This window comes from Paenisporosarcina sp. FSL H8-0542 (genome assembly GCF_038632915.1).
Classification (GTDB): Bacteria; Bacillota; Bacilli; order Bacillales_A; family Planococcaceae; genus Paenisporosarcina.
Genome location: NZ_CP152050.1, coordinates 1085001 through 1103452, shown reverse-complemented (window position 1 = coordinate 1103452; position 18452 = coordinate 1085001). Strand labels below are relative to the sequence as shown.

The window sequence follows — 18452 nt, the reverse complement described above, 5'->3', positions numbered from 1 at the left end:
CCTTCCAACTTATATATTTTGCAGAGACAGCTTACAGAAGCAATTTCTTTTGATTGGAGTGGAGGCGTCTGAAAACATCTGCTCCTGCGGTTACTCGTCGCAAAGATTAGGACCAAATTGCCTTTGGTCCTAATCATTTCAGCGGGAACAGTACGAGCTGAAGACCCCACAGGAAACGAATAGTGCAAATGGAACTTTGCACCATTCGTTTGCGACGAAGCTAGCGAAGCGATGCAGAAGCACCGGTTTTTCTAGTGACGAGGAGACTGAAGCCTGCCCGCGAAACGCGTCCGCCGCAATGGAAATCAACATTTTCTTGCATAGACTCTTTTTCAATAGTATACAGTTATATTCACTCATTTTTTTGTTTGTCTACAGTCTGAAGTAAATTCCCATAAGGATTTTGCTGAGATGCTTATTTGTTTGTATCGCCTAAAAAAGCATTTAACATCCATTGATGTTTTTCAATCGATTGATACACTGCATTCAATACATCTTCTGTCATATCGTCTTCATCTTTTGCAGCTTCGTCCATCCCTTTTTTCAATGATTTCATAATTTTACCGAAATCTTTTACAACTGTTTCAACCATTTGCATATCATTTTCTTTGCCTGTCGCTTCCGTAACATCTGATAGTTCTAAATGCTCCTTCAATGTGGCAACTGGTTTACCGCCTAAAGTAAGCAAACGTTCGGCAATCTCATCCATATGTAACGTTGCTTCATTGTAAAGTTCTTCAAACTTTGCATGTAATGTAAAGAATTGAGGTCCTTTTACGTACCAATGGAAATTATGTAACTTCGCATACATTACTGACCAAGTTGCTACTTGCTTATTTAGTTCTGTATTTAATGCTGCTGACATAAAAACTTCACACTCCTAATTTTATTTATCGCTCTGAATACTTTCAATTTACCACTAAGTTCTCTACAATAAACATACAGAACGAAGTGGAGTGAAAAAAATGTTAGCATTTATGATAATCGTCTCAATAGTAATGGTCATCGGCATCACCATGATGTTCCTTCTTGCAACTAAAAAAGCCTATAAAATAGAGCATAAAATAGATCCAGTTCCAACTGAATCAGCAGGCAAAAGTGACAACACATGAAATTCCTTGTTATGGGCATCTTCCGGTTTTATCAGAAATTCATTTCGCCAATGACACCGCCGAGTTGCCGATTTTATCCAACATGTTCCCATTTCGGCGTTGAAGCTGTCGAAAAACACGGAGCAATCAAAGGCACTTACTTGGCAATCAGCCGTATCCTTCGTTGTCATCCATTTCATGAAGGCGGATATGATCCAGTACCAGAAGAATGGCCTACAAAGAAATGACTTGAAAAGAGTCATTTTTTTTGTGTCCATTTTTCTTGTATTTTAAAGATTTATCTTGTATGATAAGTAAGTTCTTAATTCAAATCGTAATCGTTACTATTTAAAAAGGAGATAAACATGAAGAAATTTCTATTATATAGTTTTATTATTGTTCTTACTTTATTTACTGTTGCTTGTGGAAAAGACACTTCGACTAATGGTAAATCTGAAAACCCCAATGCCTTAACTGTCTATACAACGGTCTATCCACTTACTTACTTTACCGAACGAATCGGTGGCAAGCATGTGAATGTGGAATCCGTATATCCTGCAGGTTCAAACGAGCATACATTCGATCCCACGCAAAAAGATATGATGGATTTAGCAGATGCAGACTTGTTTTTTTATATTGGCTTAGGACTTGAAGGTTTTGTTGAAAATGCGAAAAAGACATTGGCAAATGAAGATGTTTCTTTGGTCGCAACTGCCGATGCAGTTTCTGATAAAGAATTGGAAATGGGTAAAGCAAATGGCCATGGACATGAAGAAGAAGGTCACGATGAGCATGATCATGGTGACATCGATCCGCACCTTTGGATTTCACCTCAAATCAGCATTAAACTTGCATCTTCAATTAAAAATTCTTTAATTGAAAAAGATCCTGAAAATGAAGCAACTTATACTAAGAACTACGACATATTAGTGACTGAACTCAAACAATTGGATTCGGATTTCAAGGAAATGGCGGACGCATCGAATAATAAAACGTTCTTTGTATCCCATGCGGCTTTTGGGTATTTGGCTGGAACATATGGTCTTGAGCAAGTTGCAGTTTCAGGCTTGAATTCACAGGACGAACCTTCTCAACAAGATCTTACTGATATCGTCAAATTGGCAAAAGAAAAAAACATCAAAACGATTTTATTTGAACAAAATGTCTCATCCAATTTAACGAAAGTGATTCAAAATGAAGTCGGTGCAGATGCCATGACCTTGCATAACTTAGGCGTACTGACACAGGAAGATATTAAAAACAAAGAAACTTACTTCACATTAATGGAGCAAAATTTAGAAACATTAAAGAAAGCACTGGCTTCAGCAAACTAATATAAAAACCACGGAATGGCTTTCATTCCGTGGTTTTACTCATTTAAATAGCTTGGTTTGCACTTCGAATTTCTGAAGAATGGCATGATTCCAAGATACTCCGACACCTGGTAAATTAGAGAGTTCGATTTTACCATCATATACATCGATAGGTGGAGTCGCCAAATCCTTCTCCCAAAAATGAGTCGATGAACTGAAATCTCCTGGAAACTTAACTCCTGGTAATGAAGCAAAAGCTAAATTGAATGCTTTTGAAACGCCAAATTCAATCATACCACCCACCCAAATTGGTACCTCTGCTATGACACATTGATTATGAATTTGAAGAGCAGCAGTTAGTCCACCAACTCTACCTTGTTTCATCACAATTATTTTCCCAGACTTGCGTTCAATCATATCCTGGGCATCTGCTAAACTTGCAATACTTTCATCCAGGGCAAATGGCGTTTTCATTATTCGTTGAGCTTCAGCAGACAAGCGATTATGGTGTTCTGAAAAAGGTTGTTCGATTAATGCAAAACCACATTCGTCGAATGCGATTAAGTAATCCAGTGTTCTTTCTGTGAATGCTCCATTCGCATCGGCGAAGAATAACATTTGAGGGTATTGTGCGATAATTGATTTCATGAGCTTTGGATCTGTGTTTTGAGAAATTTTTAACTTTATCCGTTTATACCCGGTTTTTACTGCGGTTTCGATTTCTTCCATCATGGCTTTTTCAGTTGCAGCAGCTACCACTATTCCGGCATTTATAACGGGCCTTGTTCCGCCGATTACTTGCCATAGAGGTTGGTTCAATTTCTTGGCATAAATATCCCATATTGCATGATTAAAAGCCGCTTTTGCCATATGATTGCGTTTTATTTTCTCTAAAGCGGCGTCTAGTTGGTCTGGATGTGAAAAAGATTGATTCAACAAAGCTGGGATTATCCAATTTTCAAGCGTGTTCCAAGCAGTGTCCACTGTTTCTTCGGTGTACCATGGGGAAGTAAATGCCACACATTCGCCTACACCGATTGTACCGTCGACATCCATTACTTCAAGCAAGATACTATCTCGTTCCACCACTTCCTGTAAATGAGTAGAAAACGTTTGCTTTAGCGGTACACATACGTGATATAACGTCACTTGCTTGATTTGGATATTAACCACGCTCTCAGCTCTCTTCTAAGTAATTTATTCGATGCATTCCTTGGCATAGCATTGACTTGATATAATGCTTTCGGCATTTTATAAGGTGCTAATTTGGCTTGTAAAAATGCCTGTAATGATGCCAATGTCATATCCTCATCACTGACAATAAAGGCTACGGGCACTTGTCCCCACTTCTCGTCACTCATTCCGCAGACTCCGGCTTCTCGAATCTGTGGATGTTGAAGAATCGCACTCTCCACTTCTGCTGGGTAAATATTTTCCCCGCCGGAAATAATTAAATCAGAACGTCGGTCGACAACAAATAAATATCCTTCTTCATCGAAATAGCCAATATCGCCGGTATGAAGCCACCCTTTTACTTGGGATGCCGTAGTTGTATGACTGCCAATGTAACCAGGTGTTACATGCCCGCCACGTATGCAAATCTCTCCTTCTTCAAATGGCTTTGATGCTTGATCGATTCGAATGAAACTCAAATACAATGGTTTGCCAGAAGACCCCAGTTTCCTGACCGCATCTTCAGGAGCAAGCGTTGCTGTTTGGGAGGCCGTTTCGGTCATTCCATAAGTTTGCAGTATTGGAATACCGCGAGAAATAGCTCGCTCTAAATAATTGCTCGGAACAGGACCTCCACCCACTAGCATCGTCAGTAAACAAGGCGATACTTTCGCATCCCGCTCCTCTAATTCCCTTAAAATCCTTTCTAGCATAACGGAGACAACAGACATACGTGTGACCTGTCCATCTACTAAATCGTCGACCACTTTTACCAAGTCGAATTTTGAATAGAGCTTCACTTCCATTCCATATAATACGGAGCGAATGAATATGGATAAACCGCTTATGTGAAAGACTGGCATCGTACAAAGCCATACATCATTTGATTGTATCCCCATGTTAAACGCTGAAGCCGTTGCATTCGTGGTATGGTTTCTGACGGTTTGACGAACACCTTTTGGATTTCCCGTTGTACCGGATGTATACATAATGGACATGGTACGATCGATTGGCCATTCATCTTCTATCTCGAATTTGCTTGAAGCCTTTTCTGCCAGTTCGTCCAATGTCACTGATGGGTGGTTAGCCACTCTTGCCTGATAGTCTTTATCGACTAACAAAAGTGTTGGCTGTGCATCGTTAATTTGATAGTCAAGTTCCCCATCAGACAATCGTTCATTTAATAGAACAACTTCACAGCCCAATTGCCAACAGGCATGGATTGTAACAATTAAAGAAGGATTTGAAGGTGATAGAATGGCGACGCGATTTCCATTGTCAATTCCAACTGTCTTTAGTGAACCAGCTAAATTCATTGCTTCGTCGAAAAGCTGTTGAAACGTCCAGGAATGTTGTCCAAATGTTAATGCCTTGCGTTTCGGAGTCATTTTGACCCGTTGTGCTAGCCAGTTAGGGTACATGATTTATAGCCACCTTTAGAAAAAGCTGCCCTTAAAAAGGACAGCTAGAAAATTGTTATTATCAAGGGAAACGTGGGAATTGACCGAAGTCAGGTTTACGTTTTTCCTTAAAGGCATCGCGGCCTTCTTTTGCTTCATCTGTCGTGTAGTAAAGAAGTGTCGCATCTCCAGCCATTTGTTGCAGACCTGCTAAACCATCAGTATCTGCATTCATTGCCGCTTTCAGGAAACGAAGGGCTGTAGGTGACATTGAAAGCATTTCTTCACACCATTGAACCGTTTCATCTTCTAATTGTGCGTAAGGAACTACAGTGTTAACCAAGCCCATGTCTAGTGCTGCCTGTGCGTCATATTGACGGCATAAGTACCAGATTTCACGTGCTTTTTTATGACCGATAATACGAGCTAAATATCCTGAGCCGTATCCTGCATCAAACGATCCCACTTTCGGTCCAGTTTGTCCGAAGATCGCGTTGTCTGCAGCAATCGTCAAATCACATACGACATGCAGTACATGTCCGCCACCGATCGCATAACCCGCTACCATTGCCACTACAGGTTTAGGAATAACACGAATCAGGCGCTGTAAATCCAAAACGTTCAAACGTGGGATTTCATCTTCCCCAACATATCCACCATGTCCACGAACGGACTGGTCTCCACCTGAACAGAAAGCTTTTTCGCCTTCGCCCGTTAATACGATAACGCCTACTTTTGAATCATCGCGTGCATAAGTAAATGCATCCAATAATTCTTTAACTGTTTTAGGTCGGAAAGCATTTCTTACTTCCGGACGGTTAATTGTAATTTTCGCAATACCGTTATATGTTTCATACTTAATATCTTCATATGTACGTTCTGATACCCATTGACGTGTCATACTCTTCCTCCTCAAAATCTTTCTAATACTTGCTCCAATATTATTGTAGCAAACTGAACGGGATTTTCCACATGTATTGCATGTCCTGCCCCTGAAACTTCAAGATGCTGGCTATATCGAATGAGTTCTGTCATTTGTTTGGCAATGATCGTAAATTTTTCATCGAGTTCACCTGTGATTATGATGACAGTGATTTTCAACTCATTCAATCTGGACCAGTAAGAAGGCTGTCTGCCGGTTCCCATTCCCTTTAAACTATTAGCCAATCCCGAAACAGCTTGTTGCATTCGCTCTTCCCTTATGGAATGAAGCTTTATCTCACCTAACTTTTTTTGAGAATGAAATAAAGGAATGTCCTGCCAAAAATCAATAAAAGATGAAAGACCTTCACTTTCCATTTTCTTCGCTAATTTTTCATCTGCAGTTATTCGGGCCAGTCTGTCAGCTTCTGATTGTAAACCTGGAGATGCACTCTCCAGTACGAGCCGCTTAACATGCTTAGGAAATGCAAGCGCATAAGCAAGCGCAATGCGTCCTCCCATAGAATAACCAACGAGGGAGAAATTAGTAACATTCAGAAATAGAAAAAGTTCGTGTAAATCCATCACTTGATCGTACATGATGTAACGATTTGCATCACTCGGTGAATCGGTTTTACCATGCCCCATTAAATCGACTGTAATGCAACGGACAGAATCAGGTAATTGTTCAATAATCGGGACCCATGTTTTCGAGCTACCAGTAAATCCATGTAAAAAGATGATTGTTTCCGAAGCTTCTCTGTTGGTGATAGAATAACTAACTTTCACTCCTCGAACGGTTGCGACTAGTTGTTCCATTTTCGGTCCAACTCCTCAGTAATTCCGTTCCATAACTGACGATGTGTTAAAACATTCTGTTGCCGATTGGTCTTTACTTCAATGATTCGTAAGTCTTTTTGTTTTGGCGTTGATAAAGCTTTTGTAAAATCTTCTTTTGATTCCACAGCAAAATATTCAGCTTCATACATGGTGGCAATTGAATCGAACGTCAAACCGGTTGGCGTACCAAACAATTTTTCGAAGTACGTCTCTTCGGTGGACTGAGGCAAATACGAGAAGATGCCGCCACCATCGTTATTCATAACAACAATGGTGAGGTCAGTTTCATGGAAACGTGTAACCAGTAATCCATTGCTGTCGTGCAGGAACGAGATGTCCCCGATTAATAAAGTCGCAGGTCTTTTTCTCGCCTGCTGAATACCTAGAGCGGTGGAAACAACACCGTCAATTCCATTCGTTCCCCGGTTAGCATAAATCGAAATGTCTTTATCAGTTTGATTGAAGAACGTATCGACATCACGGATTGGCATACTGCTGCCTGAAATAAGATCACTCCCATCAGGCAAATGTTTAAAGAGCAGACCTGCTAGCGCACCTTCGTCGTGTTGTTCATTAATATATCTCTCAACGTGCTTGGTAGCAATCGTATTAGCCTCTGTCCATTTTGGAAGAGCTTCATTCTCTTGAATGTTACTTAACTCTTTCCATAACGCTTGGGCCTCGGATTGGACATGATGAGTCACAACACCTAATGAATCCCTGAACAAAGGATCTTCATCCACCGCAATATAGATTTCAGGCTGTACATCTTTCAAAAATAACGATAGCGGTTTGGATACTGGTTGGGCACCAAAGCGAATAACTACATCGGGAACAATGGACTGTTTAAAGTGTTCACTTTTTAGAAGTGCATCGTATTGTTCCATGAGTAAGTGTTGGCATTCTTGTGGGACGCCTGTCCGAAGTTGAGAAAGTGAATCCGCCAATACAGGCCACTGGATTGACTTAGCAAAAGCCCAAAACTCATTCTTATCAGTGTCTGCCGATAGTTCCCCAACTATAAGTAAACCACGTCTTGCTTGAGCAATCGTCTGTTCAACAAAATCCATATGGGACTGTGAAGCAACGATAGTCCCTGGTAATGATTTTTGAAAAGAAGGAGCTTCTATTTGATAGTCAAAATCAAGCAGTAAAGGTTCACGGAAAGGGATGTTCATATGTACTGGTCCCATTGGTGCAGTCTTTGCGTATGCAATGGCCCTCCCCGTATGACGGATAATAAATGGAATCGTCTCTTTATGGTCGTCAGCCAAAGGAAAGTCCACACTCCACTTAACATGTTTTCCATACAATTGAACTTGATCAATGGCTTGAGGTGCTCCCACTTCCCTAAGTTCATGCGGACGATCTGCCGTTAAAACAATAAGTGGAATTCTCGCATAGTTCGCTTCTACAATAGAAGGAAAATAGTTGGCTGCGGCTGTTCCGGACGTACATAGTAAAAGAACTGGACTCTGTTTAGCTTTTGCCATTCCTAAAGCAAAAAAACCAGCGGATCGCTCATCGATTTGCATATACGTGTTGAATTCTTTTGTAAGACTGAATGCATAAGCCAAGGGAGTAGAACGAGAACCTGGACTGATTACGATATCTTTAACGTCTGCCTGGAGAAAGGTTTGTACAATTGAGTGTACATACTCAGTTAACATTGCACGATTATCCATGTAATTTGCCTCCAAGCGTGCGTAACATCGGCCTGAATTTCACTAACGTCTCCGCATATTCTGAAGTCGGATCCGAATCCGCAACAATACCTCCACCAGCATATAGGTAAGCGTGCGTTTTATTTAATAACGCGGAACGGATCGCAACAGCAAACTCACCATTTCCTTCTGCATCTATCCATCCAACTGGAGCAGCATAGTATCCACGATTCATTTGCTCAACCATTCTAATTATAGCCATGGCATCTCCTCGGGGTTCTCCACCTAAAGCCGGCGTTGGGTGCAAATCTTTAACCAGTTGCAATATTCCTTGACCTTTTTGCAACTTCCCTTCCACCGGTGTATATAGATGCTGGATATCCCTGATTTTCATCAATTTTGGATATTTAGGCACTTTAACATCATCACAATATTGGTTGAAAACACCTGTAATCATATCTACCACGTATTGATGTTCTTCCCTGTTTTTTGAATCCTGCAGTAAATCATTGCCTAATTGCTGATCTTCGGTTGCGGTTTGTCCCCGCTTAACAGATCCAGCTAAGCAAGTGGACAATGCTCGTCGATTTTCCACTTTAACTAAGCGTTCTGGTGTCGCTCCAAAAAACAAATTATCTGCAAGCTCTAAACCAAATAGAAAACTTTCTGGTTGCTCTTTAGACATATGATACATTGCGGATGGTGAACTCACTTCTTCAGCAAAGGTCAGTGTCAATGAACGTGCAATGACAACTTTTTGAGCTTCTCCGGCATGAATAAATTTCGTGACATGTGAAACTGCATCCATATACAACTCTTTGAAGCGCTCATCCATTTGAGTTAATAGAGGCTTTGCATAAGGTTTCAATTCTTTGACCTGTGCTGCATGAATCAGGTCGTCCCGTTCACCTCGCAACCGATCGAATTGAAGTTGTGAATTTTTATCACTCGTGATTAAATGGATGCTGATAAATACTCTGTCATCACGAATAACGAGTTGAAAAGAAGGCACAGTAAAGTAAGCCGAAGGAAACATATCCCACTCGGAAGATAATTTATTGGCTGGATCAAATGAAAACCCGCCAAACAAAATTGGCTGTAAATCATGCTCTTCATTCACGATTTTAGAACATAATTCATTCCATTGTTTATCCACTTCTGCAAAGCGATTTTCTTCTGACGAACTTGTAATGACATGAGCATGTCCAAGTCCGACTAATGTAAATGTCTTTTCACGGTTTTGCCAGTAAAATCGTTGACCTTTATATGACTCTCCTGCTTCAAAGAAAGCAACAGAGGATAATCCATTCACTTCAATTGTTTCTGTATAAAAATGTACGGCCGAAGAATGATCCTCGACTACATATTCTGTGGATGTAAATGACTTTCGTTTCATCCAGCTTCCCTCCGTAATTAGGACTTCATAAACATATGAGGACCCTTTAATATCCTACCTTCTATCATACCTCTTTATTGACAATTCAGCACCCGTTAAGCAAACAATCTACACAGAATTAAGTGGATGAAGTACAATGAGAGAGGTGAAAAAAGAAGAAGGAGCGGAAACTATATGTCACACGAGTTAAAAGCTGATAGTGGCTGGCGTATTTGGTGGCAATTAACACGGCCTCACACGTTAACTGCATCATTTGTTCCGGTGTTTCTAGGTACAATGATTGCAATTTCTTATACAGATATACACTGGCCTTTATTCTTAGCAATGCTAGTTGCAAGTATGCTCATCCAAGCAGCAACTAATATGTTTAATGAGTATTATGATTTCACAAGAGGTTTAGATAATGAGAAGTCTGTGGGAATTGGTGGAGCCATCGTCAGAAATGGCGTTCAACCAAAAACAGTTATGCAGCTCGCGTTACTGCTTTATGCAGTTTCAATTATCTTAGGGATATACATATGTATTGAAACCACTTGGTTGCTGGCAGTCGTTGGTGCTGTGTCAATGGCGATCGGCTATTTCTATACAGGCGGTCCCTACCCGATTGCGTACACACCTTTTGGAGAAATATTTTCAGGTGTATTTATGGGAATGCTCATTGTTCTCATCGCATTTTATATCCAAACAGGTGAAATAACGACCCTTGCTCTATTATTGTCTATACCCAGTATGTTACTTGTTGCAGCAATTATGCTCTCCAATAATATTCGGGATTTAGTAGGTGATAAAGCAAGTGGTCGAAAAACCATGGCCATCTTAATCGGTCGAAAACGAGCAGTTAATGTCTTGTTAGCACTGTTCGTAATTTCATACATTTGGATTTTAATATTAGTTATTCTAAACCTTGTAACGCCTTGGGTACTACTTGTGATCTTAAGCGCAAAGAAACCAGTGCATGCCATCCAAGTTTTCAAAACAAAAGAACACCCACTGGAAGTAATGCCGGCTATGAAAGATACAGCATTAACAAACACACTATTCGGATTCTTACTCGGTATAGGTTTATTGATCGGCTACTTATTATAGAATGAAAAACAACCGCAATTGCATTCAGCAATTGCGGTTGTTTGTTTATAAAAATACTTGTATGAATTTCGTCTGTCGCATTTCGCTACAATTCGACATTTCTCCATAAAAAAACACGCTATCCCGAAGATAGCGCATCTTTTTAAATGACCCCTACGGGATTCGAACCCGTGTTACCGCCGTGAAAGGGCGGTGTCTTAACCGCTTGACCAAGGGGCCTTACGTCTGGCGGAGAAGGAGGGATTTGAACCCTCGCGCCGGTTGCCCGACCTACACCCTTAGCAGGGGCGCCTCTTCAGCCACTTGAGTACTTCCCCAGAAATAATTGGCTCCGAAGGTAGGACTCGAACCTACGACCAATCGATTAACAGTCGATTGCTCTACCACTGAGCTACTTCGGAATGGTGGGCCTAAATGGACTCGAACCATCGACCTCACGCTTATCAGGCGTGCGCTCTAACCAGCTGAGCTATAGGCCCACAAATTGGAGCGGGTGAAGGGAATCGAACCCTCATCATCAGCTTGGAAGGCTGAGGTTTTACCACTAAACTACACCCGCATAATAATGGTGGCTCAGGACGGAATCGAACCGCCGACACAAGGATTTTCAGTCCTTTGCTCTACCGACTGAGCTACTGAGCCACATTGAATTTGTGCTAAGCTTTGAATCTCTTTGTCAGCTTCTTTCGTTCAGTCAGTCACGTACGTTAGTACGCTCCTTCCTTTACTCAATTGCTTCCTCGACCTTCTTTGCTTATCTCAAATTCTTAAAGAATTACTTAATAAAAATGGCGGTCCCGACGGGAATCGAACCCGCGATCTCCTGCGTGACAGGCAGGCATGTTAACCGCTACACCACGGGACCATTTGGTTGCGGGGGCAGGATTTGAACCTGCGACCTTTGGGTTATGAGCCCAACGAGCTACCGTGCTGCTCCACCCCGCGATAATATTATTGTTATAAACACTATGACTCAACGCTTCTAGTAATATCACGATTTCTTTAGCGCGAGTATATGTATGTTTATATGTTTGATGATCTTACACCACACACTTAGTAAAAATGGAGGAGGTAGAGGGATTCGAACCCCCGCGGGATTTGACTCCCCTGTCGGTTTTCAAGACCGATCCCTTCAGCCGGACTTGGGTATACCTCCGCAGTATATAAGTGGTGGACCTTGCAGGACTCGAACCTGCGACCGGACGGTTATGAGCCGTCTGCTCTAACCAACTGAGCTAAAGGTCCTAAAAAATGGCGGCAGAGGGGATCGAACCCCCGACCTCACGGGTATGAACCGTACGCTCTAGCCAGCTGAGCTACGCCGCCAGGATCTTTATAAAATGTTGGTGGAGCCTAGCGGGATCGAACCGCTGACCTCCTGCGTGCAAGGCAGGCGCTCTCCCAGCTGAGCTAAGGCCCCGTAAAAGGGATAAAATAAACTGGTCGGGAAGACAGGATTCGAACCTGCGACCCCTTGGTCCCAAACCAAGTGCTCTACCAAGCTGAGCTACTTCCCGAGTCAAAAATTATGGCGCGCCCGGCAGGAGTCGAACCCACAACCTTCTGATCCGTAGTCAGACGCTCTATCCAATTGAGCTACGGGCGCATATTATACTATTTTAAAAACTGGTGCCGAGGACCGGAATCGAACCGGTACGGTAGTCACCTACCGCAGGATTTTAAGTCCTGTGCGTCTGCCAGTTCCGCCACCCCGGCATTCAAGAAGATATGGAGCGGAAGACGAGGTTCGAACTCGCGACCCCCACCTTGGCAAGGTGGTGTTCTACCACTGAACTACTTCCGCTCGTATAATATTGTAAGAATGGTGCGGGTGAAGGGAGTCGAACCCCCACGCCTTGCGGCGCTAGATCCTAAGTCTAGTGCGTCTGCCAGTTCCGCCACACCCGCAACTTAGTATAAAAATGGTGAGCCATGTAGGATTCGAACCTACGACCCTCTGATTAAAAGTCAGATGCTCTACCAACTGAGCTAATGGCTCTAACAATGGTGCCGGCGAAAGGAGTCGAACCCTCGACCTACTGATTACAAGTCAGTTGCTCTACCAGCTGAGCTACACCGGCACGGTGTTAAAAAAAAATGGTGGAGGATGACGGGCTCGAACCGCCGACCCTCTGCTTGTAAGGCAGATGCTCTCCCAGCTGAGCTAATCCTCCGGAATAAATCGCCCAGCGACGTCCTACTCTCACAGGGGGAAACCCCCAACTACCATCGGCGCTAAAGAGCTTAACTTCCGTGTTCGGTATGGGAACGGGTGTGACCTCTTTGCCATTATCACTGGACTGGGTATTCTTTTTTTAAGACAAGATTTATTATAACAAGTCTGACGAAATTTACAAGTGTTTTTTATTTTTTTAAAAAAACATTTTTGTTCACTCAAAACTGAATAAACGGGTCATTGAAAACCATTAATACTCGGGATTTAGTAGGTGATAAAGAAAGTGGTCGAAAAACGATGGCCATCTTAATCGGTCGCAAACGAGCAGTTAATGTCTTGTTAGCACTGTTCGTAATTTCATACATTTGGATTTTAATATTAGTTGTTCTAAACCTTGTTACGCCTTGGGCACTATTTGTGATCTTAAGCGTAAAGAAACCAGTGCATGACATCCAAGTTTTCAAAACAAAAGAACACCCACTGGAAGTAATGCCGGCTATGAAAGATACAGCATTAACAAATACACTATTCGGATTCTTACTCGGCATAGGTTTATTGATCGGCTACATAATATAGAATGAAAAACAACCGCAATTGCGGTTGTTTGTTTATAAAAATACTTGTATGAATTTCGTCTGTCACGTTTCGCTACAATTCGACATTTCTCCATAAAAAAACACGCTATCCCGAAGATAGCGCATCTTTTTAAATGACCCCTACGGGATTCGAACCCGTGTTACCGCCGTGAAAGGGCGGTGTCTTAACCGCTTGACCAAGGGGCCTTACATCTGGCGGAGAAGGAGGGATTTGAACCCTCGCGCCGGTTGCCCGACCTACACCCTTAGCAGGGGCGCCTCTTCAGCCACTTGAGTACTTCCCCAGAAATAATTGGCTCCGAAGGTAGGACTCGAACCTACGACCAATCGATTAACAGTCGATTGCTCTACCACTGAGCTACTTCGGAATGGTGGGCCTAAATGGACTCGAACCATCGACCTCACGCTTATCAGGCGTGCGCTCTAACCAGCTGAGCTATAGGCCCACAAAAAATTGGAGCGGGTGAAGAGAATCGAACTCTCATCATCAGCTTGGAAGGCTGAGGTTTTACCACTAAACTACACCCGCAATATGGTGGCTCAGGACGGAATCGAACCGCCGACACAAGGATTTTCAGTCCTTTGCTCTACCGACTGAGCTACTGAGCCACATTCGAATTGTACTAAGCTTCGAATCTCGTTGTCAGCTTCATTCGTTCGTTCAGTCACGTACGTTAGTACGCTCCTTCACTTACTCATTTTGCTTCCTAGACCTTCTTTGCTTATTCCAATTCTTAACACTTCATAAAAAATGGCGGTCCCGACGGGAATCGAACCCGCGATCTCCTGCGTGACAGGCAGGCATGTTAACCGCTACACCACGGGACCATTTGGTTGCGGGGGCAGGATTTGAACCTGCGACCTTTGGGTTATGAGCCCAACGAGCTACCGTGCTGCTCCACCCCGCGATAATATTATTGTTATAAACACTATGACTCAACGCTTCTAGTAATATCACGATTTCTTTAGCGCGAGTATATGTATGTTTATATGTTTGATGATCTTACACCACACACTTAGTAAAAATGGAGGAGGTAGAGGGATTCGAACCCCCGCGGGATTTGACTCCCCTGTCGGTTTTCAAGACCGATCCCTTCAGCCGGACTTGGGTATACCTCCGCAGTATATAAGTGGTGGACCTTGCAGGACTCGAACCTGCGACCGGACGGTTATGAGCCGTCTGCTCTAACCAACTGAGCTAAAGGTCCTAAAAAATGGCGGCAGAGGGGATCGAACCCCCGACCTCACGGGTATGAACCGTACGCTCTAGCCAGCTGAGCTACGCCGCCAGGATCTTTATAAAATGTTGGTGGAGCCTAGCGGGATCGAACCGCTGACCTCCTGCGTGCAAGGCAGGCGCTCTCCCAGCTGAGCTAAGGCCCCGTAAAAGGGATAAAATAAACTGGTCGGGAAGACAGGATTCGAACCTGCGACCCCTTGGTCCCAAACCAAGTGCTCTACCAAGCTGAGCTACTTCCCGAGTCAAAAATTATGGCGCGCCCGGCAGGAGTCGAACCCACAACCTTCTGATCCGTAGTCAGACGCTCTATCCAATTGAGCTACGGGCGCATATTATACTATTTTAAAAACTGGTGCCGAGGACCGGAATCGAACCGGTACGGTAGTCACCTACCGCAGGATTTTAAGTCCTGTGCGTCTGCCAGTTCCGCCACCCCGGCATTTAAGAAGATATGGAGCGGAAGACGAGGTTCGAACTCGCGACCCCCACCTTGGCAAGGTGGTGTTCTACCACTGAACTACTTCCGCTCGTATAAAATTGTGAAAATGGTGCGGGTGAAGGGAGTCGAACCCCCACGCCTTGCGGCGCTAGATCCTAAGTCTAGTGCGTCTGCCAGTTCCGCCACACCCGCATCTTAGTATAAAAATGGTGAGCCATGTAGGATTCGAACCTACGACCCTCTGATTAAAAGTCAGATGCTCTACCAACTGAGCTAATGGCTCTAACAATGGTGCCGGCGAAAGGAGTCGAACCCTCGACCTACTGATTACAAGTCAGTTGCTCTACCAGCTGAGCTACACCGGCACGGTGTTAAAAAGAAAAATGGTGGAGGATGACGGGCTCGAACCGCCGACCCTCTGCTTGTAAGGCAGATGCTCTCCCAGCTGAGCTAATCCTCCGGAATAAATCGCCTAGCGATGTCCTACTCTCACAGGGGGAAACCCCCAACTACCATCGGCGCTAAAGAGCTTAACTTCCGTGTTCGGTATGGGAACGGGTGTGACCTCTTTGCCATTATCACTAGACTATTTGAGTGTTTGTTCACTCAAAACTGGATAAACGGGTCATTGAAAACCATTCAAGTTCATTTTGGTTAAGTCCTCGATCGATTAGTATTCGTCAGCTGCACACGTCACCGCGCTTCCACCTCGAACCTATCTACCTCATCGTCTTTGAGGGATCTTACTTACTTGCGTAATGGGAAATCTCATCTTGAGGGGGGCTTCATGCTTAGATGCTTTCAGCACTTATCCCGGCCACACATAGCTACCCAGCGATGCTCTTGGCAGAACAACTGGTACACCAGCGGTGTGTCCATCCCGGTCCTCTCGTACTAAGGACAGCTCCTCTCAAATTTCCTACGCCCACGACGGATAGGGACCGAACTGTCTCACGACGTTCTGAACCCAGCTCGCGTACCGCTTTAATGGGCGAACAGCCCAACCCTTGGGACCGACTACAGCCCCAGGATGCGATGAGCCGACATCGAGGTGCCAAACCTCCCCGTCGATGTGGACTCTTGGGGGAGATAAGCCTGTTATCCCCGGGGTAGCTTTTATCCGTTGAGCGATGGCCCTTCCATGCGGAACCACCGGATCACTAAGCCCGTCTTTCGACCCTGCTCGACTTGTAGGTCTCGCAGTCAAGCTCCCTTCTGCCTTTACACTCTACGAATGATTTCCAACCATTCTGAGGGAACCTTTGGGCGCCTCCGTTACACTTTAGGAGGCGACCGCCCCAGTCAAACTGCCCGCCTGACACTGTCTCCTGCCCCGCTAAGGGGCAAGGGTTAGAAGTTCAATACAACCAGGGTAGTATCCCACCGACGCCTCCTCCGAAGCTGGCGCTCCGGAATCTCAGGCTCCTACCTATCCTGTACAAGTTGTACCAAAATTCAATATCAGGCTACAGTAAAGCTCCACGGGGTCTTTCCGTCCTGTCGCGGGTAACCTGCATCTTCACAGGTACTATAATTTCACCGAGTCTCTCGTTGAGACAGTGCCCAGATCGTTACGCCTTTCGTGCGGGTCGGAACTTACCCGACAAGGAATTTCGCTACCTTAGGACCGTTATAGTTACGGCCGCCGTTTACTGGGGCTTCAATTCGCACCTTCGCTTGCGCTAAGCACTCCTCTTAACCTTCCAGCACCGGGCAGGCGTCAGCCCCTATACGTCACCTTACGGTTTTGCAGAGACCTGTGTTTTTGCTAAACAGTCGCCTGGGCCTATTCACTGCGGCTCTCTCGGGCTTTAACACCCTAATAGAGCACCCCTTCTCCCGAAGTTACGGGGTCATTTTGCCGAGTTCCTTAACGAGAGTTCTCTCGCTCACCTTAGGATTCTCTCCTCGACTACCTGTGTCGGTTTGCGGTACGGGCACCTTCCACCTCGTTAGAGGCTTTTCTTGGCAGTGTGAAATCAGGAACTCAGACCTAATGGTCCTTGTCATCACAGCTCAACGTTATAGGAACGGGATTTGCCTCATTCCACGCCTTACTGCTTGAACGTACATAACCAACAGTACGCTTACCCTATCCTTCTGCGTCCCCCCATTACTCAAACGGTGGAGTGGTGGTACAGGAATATCAACCTGTTGTCCATCGCCTACGCCTATCGGCCTCGGCTTAGGTCCCGACTAACCCTGAGCGGACGAGCCTTCCTCAGGAAACCTTAGTCATTCGGTGGACGGGATTCTCACCCGTCTTTCGCTACTCATACCGGCATTCTCACTTCTAAGCGCTCCACCAGTCCTTCCGGTCTAGCTTCAACGCCCTTAGAACGCTCTCCTACCACGGATTCCATACGGAATCCATCCACAGCTTCGGTGAATTGTTTAGCCCCGATACATTTTCGGCGCAGCGTCACTCGACCAGTGAGCTATTACGCACTCTTTAAATGATGGCTGCTTCTAAGCCAACATCCTGGTTGTCTAAGCAACGCCACATCCTTTTCCACTTAACAATTACTTGGGGACCTTAGCTGGTGGTCTGGGCTGTTTCCCTCTTGACTACGGATCTTATCACTCGCAGTCTGACTCCCAATTATAAATCTCTGGCATTCGGAGTTTGTCTGAATTCGGTAACCCGGGATGGGCCCCTAGTCCAAACAGTGCTCTACCTCCAGGATTCTCAAAATTGAGGCTAGCCCTAAAGCTATTTCGGAGAGAACCAGCTATCTCCAGGTTCGATTGGAATTTCTCCGCTACCCACACCTCATCCCCGCACTTTTCAACGTGCGTGGGTTCGGGCCTCCAGTAAGTGTTACCTTACCTTCACCCTGGACATGGGTAGATCACCTGGTTTCGGGTCTACAACTACATACTCTATCGCCCTATTCAGACTCGCTTTCGCTGCGGCTCCGCCTTCTCAGCTTAACCTTGCATGCAATCGTAACTCGCCGGTTCATTCTACAAAAGGCACGCTATCACCCATTAACGGGCTCTAACTACTTGTAGGCACACGGTTTCAGGATCTCTTTCACTCCCCTTCCGGGGTGCTTTTCACCTTTCCCTCACGGTACTGGTTCACTATCGGTCACTAGGTAGTATTTAGCCTTG

12 protein-coding genes, 40 tRNA genes and 3 rRNA genes (1 of these 55 only partly in view) are annotated in these 18452 nt (G+C 44.4%); 5 read left to right on the top strand and 50 right to left on the bottom strand.

All coding sequences use genetic code 11. The features are described from left to right. Positions 1-415: 415 nt before the first annotated feature. Complete coding sequence (locus MHH33_RS06000; protein ID WP_016426545.1) at positions 416-865, bottom strand: DNA starvation/stationary phase protection protein; 450 nt, start codon at positions 863-865, stop codon at positions 416-418. Positions 866-965: 100 nt separating this feature from the next. Between MHH33_RS06000 and ytzI the strand changes: the two genes are divergently transcribed. From ytzI to MHH33_RS05985, 3 genes are all read left to right on the top strand, one after another. Then, entirely contained in the window at positions 966-1112 is a 147-nt protein-coding gene (ytzI, locus tag MHH33_RS05995; protein ID WP_016426544.1) for a YtzI protein, read from the top strand. Continuing rightward, positions 1109-1339, top strand: coding sequence for a membrane protein insertion efficiency factor YidD (gene yidD / locus MHH33_RS05990; protein WP_342543200.1), 231 nt, complete (start codon positions 1109-1111; stop codon positions 1337-1339). The genes ytzI and yidD overlap by 4 nt, the downstream gene beginning before the upstream one ends. 117 nt (positions 1340-1456) lie before the next feature. Continuing rightward, a complete protein-coding gene (locus MHH33_RS05985; RefSeq protein ID WP_342543199.1) occupies positions 1457-2425 on the top strand; it encodes a zinc ABC transporter substrate-binding protein in 969 nt (322 codons plus the stop codon). 39 nt (positions 2426-2464) lie between these two features. On the opposite strand, the gene menC is transcribed toward MHH33_RS05985, so the two are convergent. The 6 genes from menC to MHH33_RS05955 form a co-directional block, all read right to left on the bottom strand. Beyond that, positions 2465-3553: an o-succinylbenzoate synthase gene (gene menC / locus MHH33_RS05980; protein ID WP_342543198.1), complete on the bottom strand. Its 1089-nt coding sequence runs from the start codon at positions 3551-3553 to the stop codon at positions 2465-2467. After that, positions 3550-4998, bottom strand: a complete 1449-nt coding sequence (locus MHH33_RS05975; protein ID WP_342543197.1) for an o-succinylbenzoate--CoA ligase — start codon at positions 4996-4998, stop codon at positions 3550-3552. Before MHH33_RS05975 ends, menC begins: the two co-directional genes overlap by 4 nt. Positions 4999-5059: 61 nt before the next feature. Continuing rightward, positions 5060-5878 carry a 1,4-dihydroxy-2-naphthoyl-CoA synthase gene (menB, locus tag MHH33_RS05970; RefSeq protein ID WP_016426539.1) on the bottom strand — a complete coding sequence of 273 codons (819 nt, stop codon included), beginning with the start codon at positions 5876-5878 and terminating at the stop codon, positions 5060-5062. An 11-nt stretch (positions 5879-5889) separates the two neighbouring features. Continuing rightward, entirely contained in the window at positions 5890-6717 is an 828-nt protein-coding gene (gene menH, locus MHH33_RS05965) for a 2-succinyl-6-hydroxy-2,4-cyclohexadiene-1-carboxylate synthase (RefSeq protein WP_342543196.1), read from the bottom strand. After that, positions 6705-8423: a 2-succinyl-5-enolpyruvyl-6-hydroxy-3-cyclohexene-1-carboxylic-acid synthase gene (menD, locus tag MHH33_RS05960; protein ID WP_342543195.1), complete on the bottom strand. Its 1719-nt coding sequence runs from the start codon at positions 8421-8423 to the stop codon at positions 6705-6707. Before menD ends, menH begins: the two co-directional genes overlap by 13 nt. Beyond that, positions 8416-9798, bottom strand: coding sequence for an isochorismate synthase (locus tag MHH33_RS05955; protein WP_342543194.1), 1383 nt, complete (start codon positions 9796-9798; stop codon positions 8416-8418). Before MHH33_RS05955 ends, menD begins: the two co-directional genes overlap by 8 nt. A gap of 174 nt (positions 9799-9972) precedes the next feature. Between MHH33_RS05955 and MHH33_RS05950 the strand changes: the two genes are divergently transcribed. Beyond that, positions 9973-10884 carry a 1,4-dihydroxy-2-naphthoate polyprenyltransferase gene (locus MHH33_RS05950; protein ID WP_342543193.1) on the top strand — a complete coding sequence of 304 codons (912 nt, stop codon included), beginning with the start codon at positions 9973-9975 and terminating at the stop codon, positions 10882-10884. Between the two features lie 147 nt (positions 10885-11031). On the opposite strand, the gene MHH33_RS05945 is transcribed toward MHH33_RS05950, so the two are convergent. The 21 genes from MHH33_RS05945 to rrf (MHH33_RS05845) all read right to left on the bottom strand — a co-directional run bounded on the left by MHH33_RS05945 (position 11032) and on the right by rrf (MHH33_RS05845) (position 13184). Next, positions 11032-11103, bottom strand: a tRNA-Glu gene (locus tag MHH33_RS05945). A gap of 7 nt (positions 11104-11110) precedes the next feature. Then, a tRNA-Ser gene (locus MHH33_RS05940) sits at positions 11111-11201 on the bottom strand. A gap of 9 nt (positions 11202-11210) precedes the next feature. Further along, positions 11211-11285: transfer RNA gene (locus MHH33_RS05935), tRNA-Asn, on the bottom strand. Position 11286: 1 nt separating this feature from the next. Then, a tRNA-Ile gene (locus MHH33_RS05930) sits at positions 11287-11363 on the bottom strand. Positions 11364-11369: 6 nt separating this feature from the next. Further along, positions 11370-11443 (bottom strand) — tRNA-Gly (locus tag MHH33_RS05925). Between the two features lie 7 nt (positions 11444-11450). After that, a tRNA-Phe gene (locus MHH33_RS05920) sits at positions 11451-11526 on the bottom strand. A gap of 147 nt (positions 11527-11673) precedes the next feature. Further along, positions 11674-11749 (bottom strand) — tRNA-Asp (locus MHH33_RS05915). Positions 11750-11752: 3 nt separating this feature from the next. After that, positions 11753-11829 (bottom strand) — tRNA-Met (locus MHH33_RS05910). 118 nt (positions 11830-11947) lie between these two features. Then, positions 11948-12040 (bottom strand) — tRNA-Ser (locus MHH33_RS05905). Positions 12041-12052: 12 nt separating this feature from the next. Then, positions 12053-12129, bottom strand: a tRNA-Ile gene (locus MHH33_RS05900). Positions 12130-12136: 7 nt separating this feature from the next. Next, positions 12137-12210: transfer RNA gene (locus MHH33_RS05895), tRNA-Met, on the bottom strand. Between the two features lie 18 nt (positions 12211-12228). Continuing rightward, positions 12229-12304, bottom strand: a tRNA-Ala gene (locus MHH33_RS05890). A 20-nt stretch (positions 12305-12324) separates the two neighbouring features. Next, positions 12325-12401, bottom strand: a tRNA-Pro gene (locus MHH33_RS05885). 12 nt (positions 12402-12413) lie between these two features. Beyond that, positions 12414-12490 (bottom strand) — tRNA-Arg (locus tag MHH33_RS05880). 21 nt (positions 12491-12511) lie between these two features. Further along, positions 12512-12600 (bottom strand) — tRNA-Leu (locus tag MHH33_RS05875). Between the two features lie 13 nt (positions 12601-12613). Next, positions 12614-12688, bottom strand: a tRNA-Gly gene (locus MHH33_RS05870). Between the two features lie 19 nt (positions 12689-12707). After that, positions 12708-12792 (bottom strand) — tRNA-Leu (locus tag MHH33_RS05865). Between the two features lie 15 nt (positions 12793-12807). Then, a tRNA-Lys gene (locus MHH33_RS05860) sits at positions 12808-12883 on the bottom strand. A 6-nt stretch (positions 12884-12889) separates the two neighbouring features. Then, positions 12890-12965, bottom strand: a tRNA-Thr gene (locus MHH33_RS05855). 17 nt (positions 12966-12982) lie between these two features. Further along, positions 12983-13058, bottom strand: a tRNA-Val gene (locus tag MHH33_RS05850). Between the two features lie 10 nt (positions 13059-13068). Beyond that, positions 13069-13184 (bottom strand): 5S ribosomal RNA (gene rrf / locus MHH33_RS05845). 116 nt (positions 13185-13300) lie between these two features. On the opposite strand from rrf (MHH33_RS05845), the gene MHH33_RS05840 reads away from it, so the two are divergent. Then, positions 13301-13636 carry a hypothetical protein gene (locus MHH33_RS05840; RefSeq protein ID WP_342543192.1) on the top strand — a complete coding sequence of 112 codons (336 nt, stop codon included), beginning with the start codon at positions 13301-13303 and terminating at the stop codon, positions 13634-13636. 134 nt (positions 13637-13770) lie between these two features. On the opposite strand, the gene MHH33_RS05835 is transcribed toward MHH33_RS05840, so the two are convergent. The 22 genes from MHH33_RS05835 to MHH33_RS05730 all read right to left on the bottom strand — a co-directional run. Beyond that, positions 13771-13842 (bottom strand) — tRNA-Glu (locus MHH33_RS05835). Between the two features lie 7 nt (positions 13843-13849). Beyond that, positions 13850-13940: transfer RNA gene (locus tag MHH33_RS05830), tRNA-Ser, on the bottom strand. Between the two features lie 9 nt (positions 13941-13949). Continuing rightward, positions 13950-14024, bottom strand: a tRNA-Asn gene (locus MHH33_RS05825). Between the two features lies 1 nt (position 14025). After that, a tRNA-Ile gene (locus MHH33_RS05820) sits at positions 14026-14102 on the bottom strand. A 9-nt stretch (positions 14103-14111) separates the two neighbouring features. Further along, positions 14112-14185 (bottom strand) — tRNA-Gly (locus MHH33_RS05815). A 4-nt stretch (positions 14186-14189) separates the two neighbouring features. Continuing rightward, positions 14190-14265 (bottom strand) — tRNA-Phe (locus tag MHH33_RS05810). 143 nt (positions 14266-14408) lie between these two features. Continuing rightward, positions 14409-14484: transfer RNA gene (locus MHH33_RS05805), tRNA-Asp, on the bottom strand. A 3-nt stretch (positions 14485-14487) separates the two neighbouring features. Beyond that, positions 14488-14564: transfer RNA gene (locus tag MHH33_RS05800), tRNA-Met, on the bottom strand. 118 nt (positions 14565-14682) lie between these two features. Next, positions 14683-14775, bottom strand: a tRNA-Ser gene (locus tag MHH33_RS05795). Positions 14776-14787: 12 nt separating this feature from the next. Continuing rightward, a tRNA-Ile gene (locus MHH33_RS05790) sits at positions 14788-14864 on the bottom strand. Between the two features lie 7 nt (positions 14865-14871). Further along, a tRNA-Met gene (locus MHH33_RS05785) sits at positions 14872-14945 on the bottom strand. An 18-nt stretch (positions 14946-14963) separates the two neighbouring features. Then, positions 14964-15039, bottom strand: a tRNA-Ala gene (locus MHH33_RS05780). Between the two features lie 20 nt (positions 15040-15059). After that, positions 15060-15136: transfer RNA gene (locus tag MHH33_RS05775), tRNA-Pro, on the bottom strand. 12 nt (positions 15137-15148) lie between these two features. Continuing rightward, a tRNA-Arg gene (locus MHH33_RS05770) sits at positions 15149-15225 on the bottom strand. Between the two features lie 21 nt (positions 15226-15246). Then, positions 15247-15335 (bottom strand) — tRNA-Leu (locus tag MHH33_RS05765). 13 nt (positions 15336-15348) lie between these two features. Next, positions 15349-15423 (bottom strand) — tRNA-Gly (locus tag MHH33_RS05760). Between the two features lie 19 nt (positions 15424-15442). Continuing rightward, positions 15443-15527 (bottom strand) — tRNA-Leu (locus tag MHH33_RS05755). Positions 15528-15542: 15 nt separating this feature from the next. After that, a tRNA-Lys gene (locus tag MHH33_RS05750) sits at positions 15543-15618 on the bottom strand. 6 nt (positions 15619-15624) lie between these two features. Further along, positions 15625-15700, bottom strand: a tRNA-Thr gene (locus tag MHH33_RS05745). 19 nt (positions 15701-15719) lie between these two features. Then, positions 15720-15795: transfer RNA gene (locus tag MHH33_RS05740), tRNA-Val, on the bottom strand. Positions 15796-15805: 10 nt separating this feature from the next. After that, positions 15806-15921, bottom strand: a 5S ribosomal RNA gene (rrf, locus tag MHH33_RS05735). A 64-nt stretch (positions 15922-15985) separates the two neighbouring features. Further along, positions 15986-18452, bottom strand: a 23S ribosomal RNA gene (locus MHH33_RS05730) (it continues 465 nt past the right edge of the window).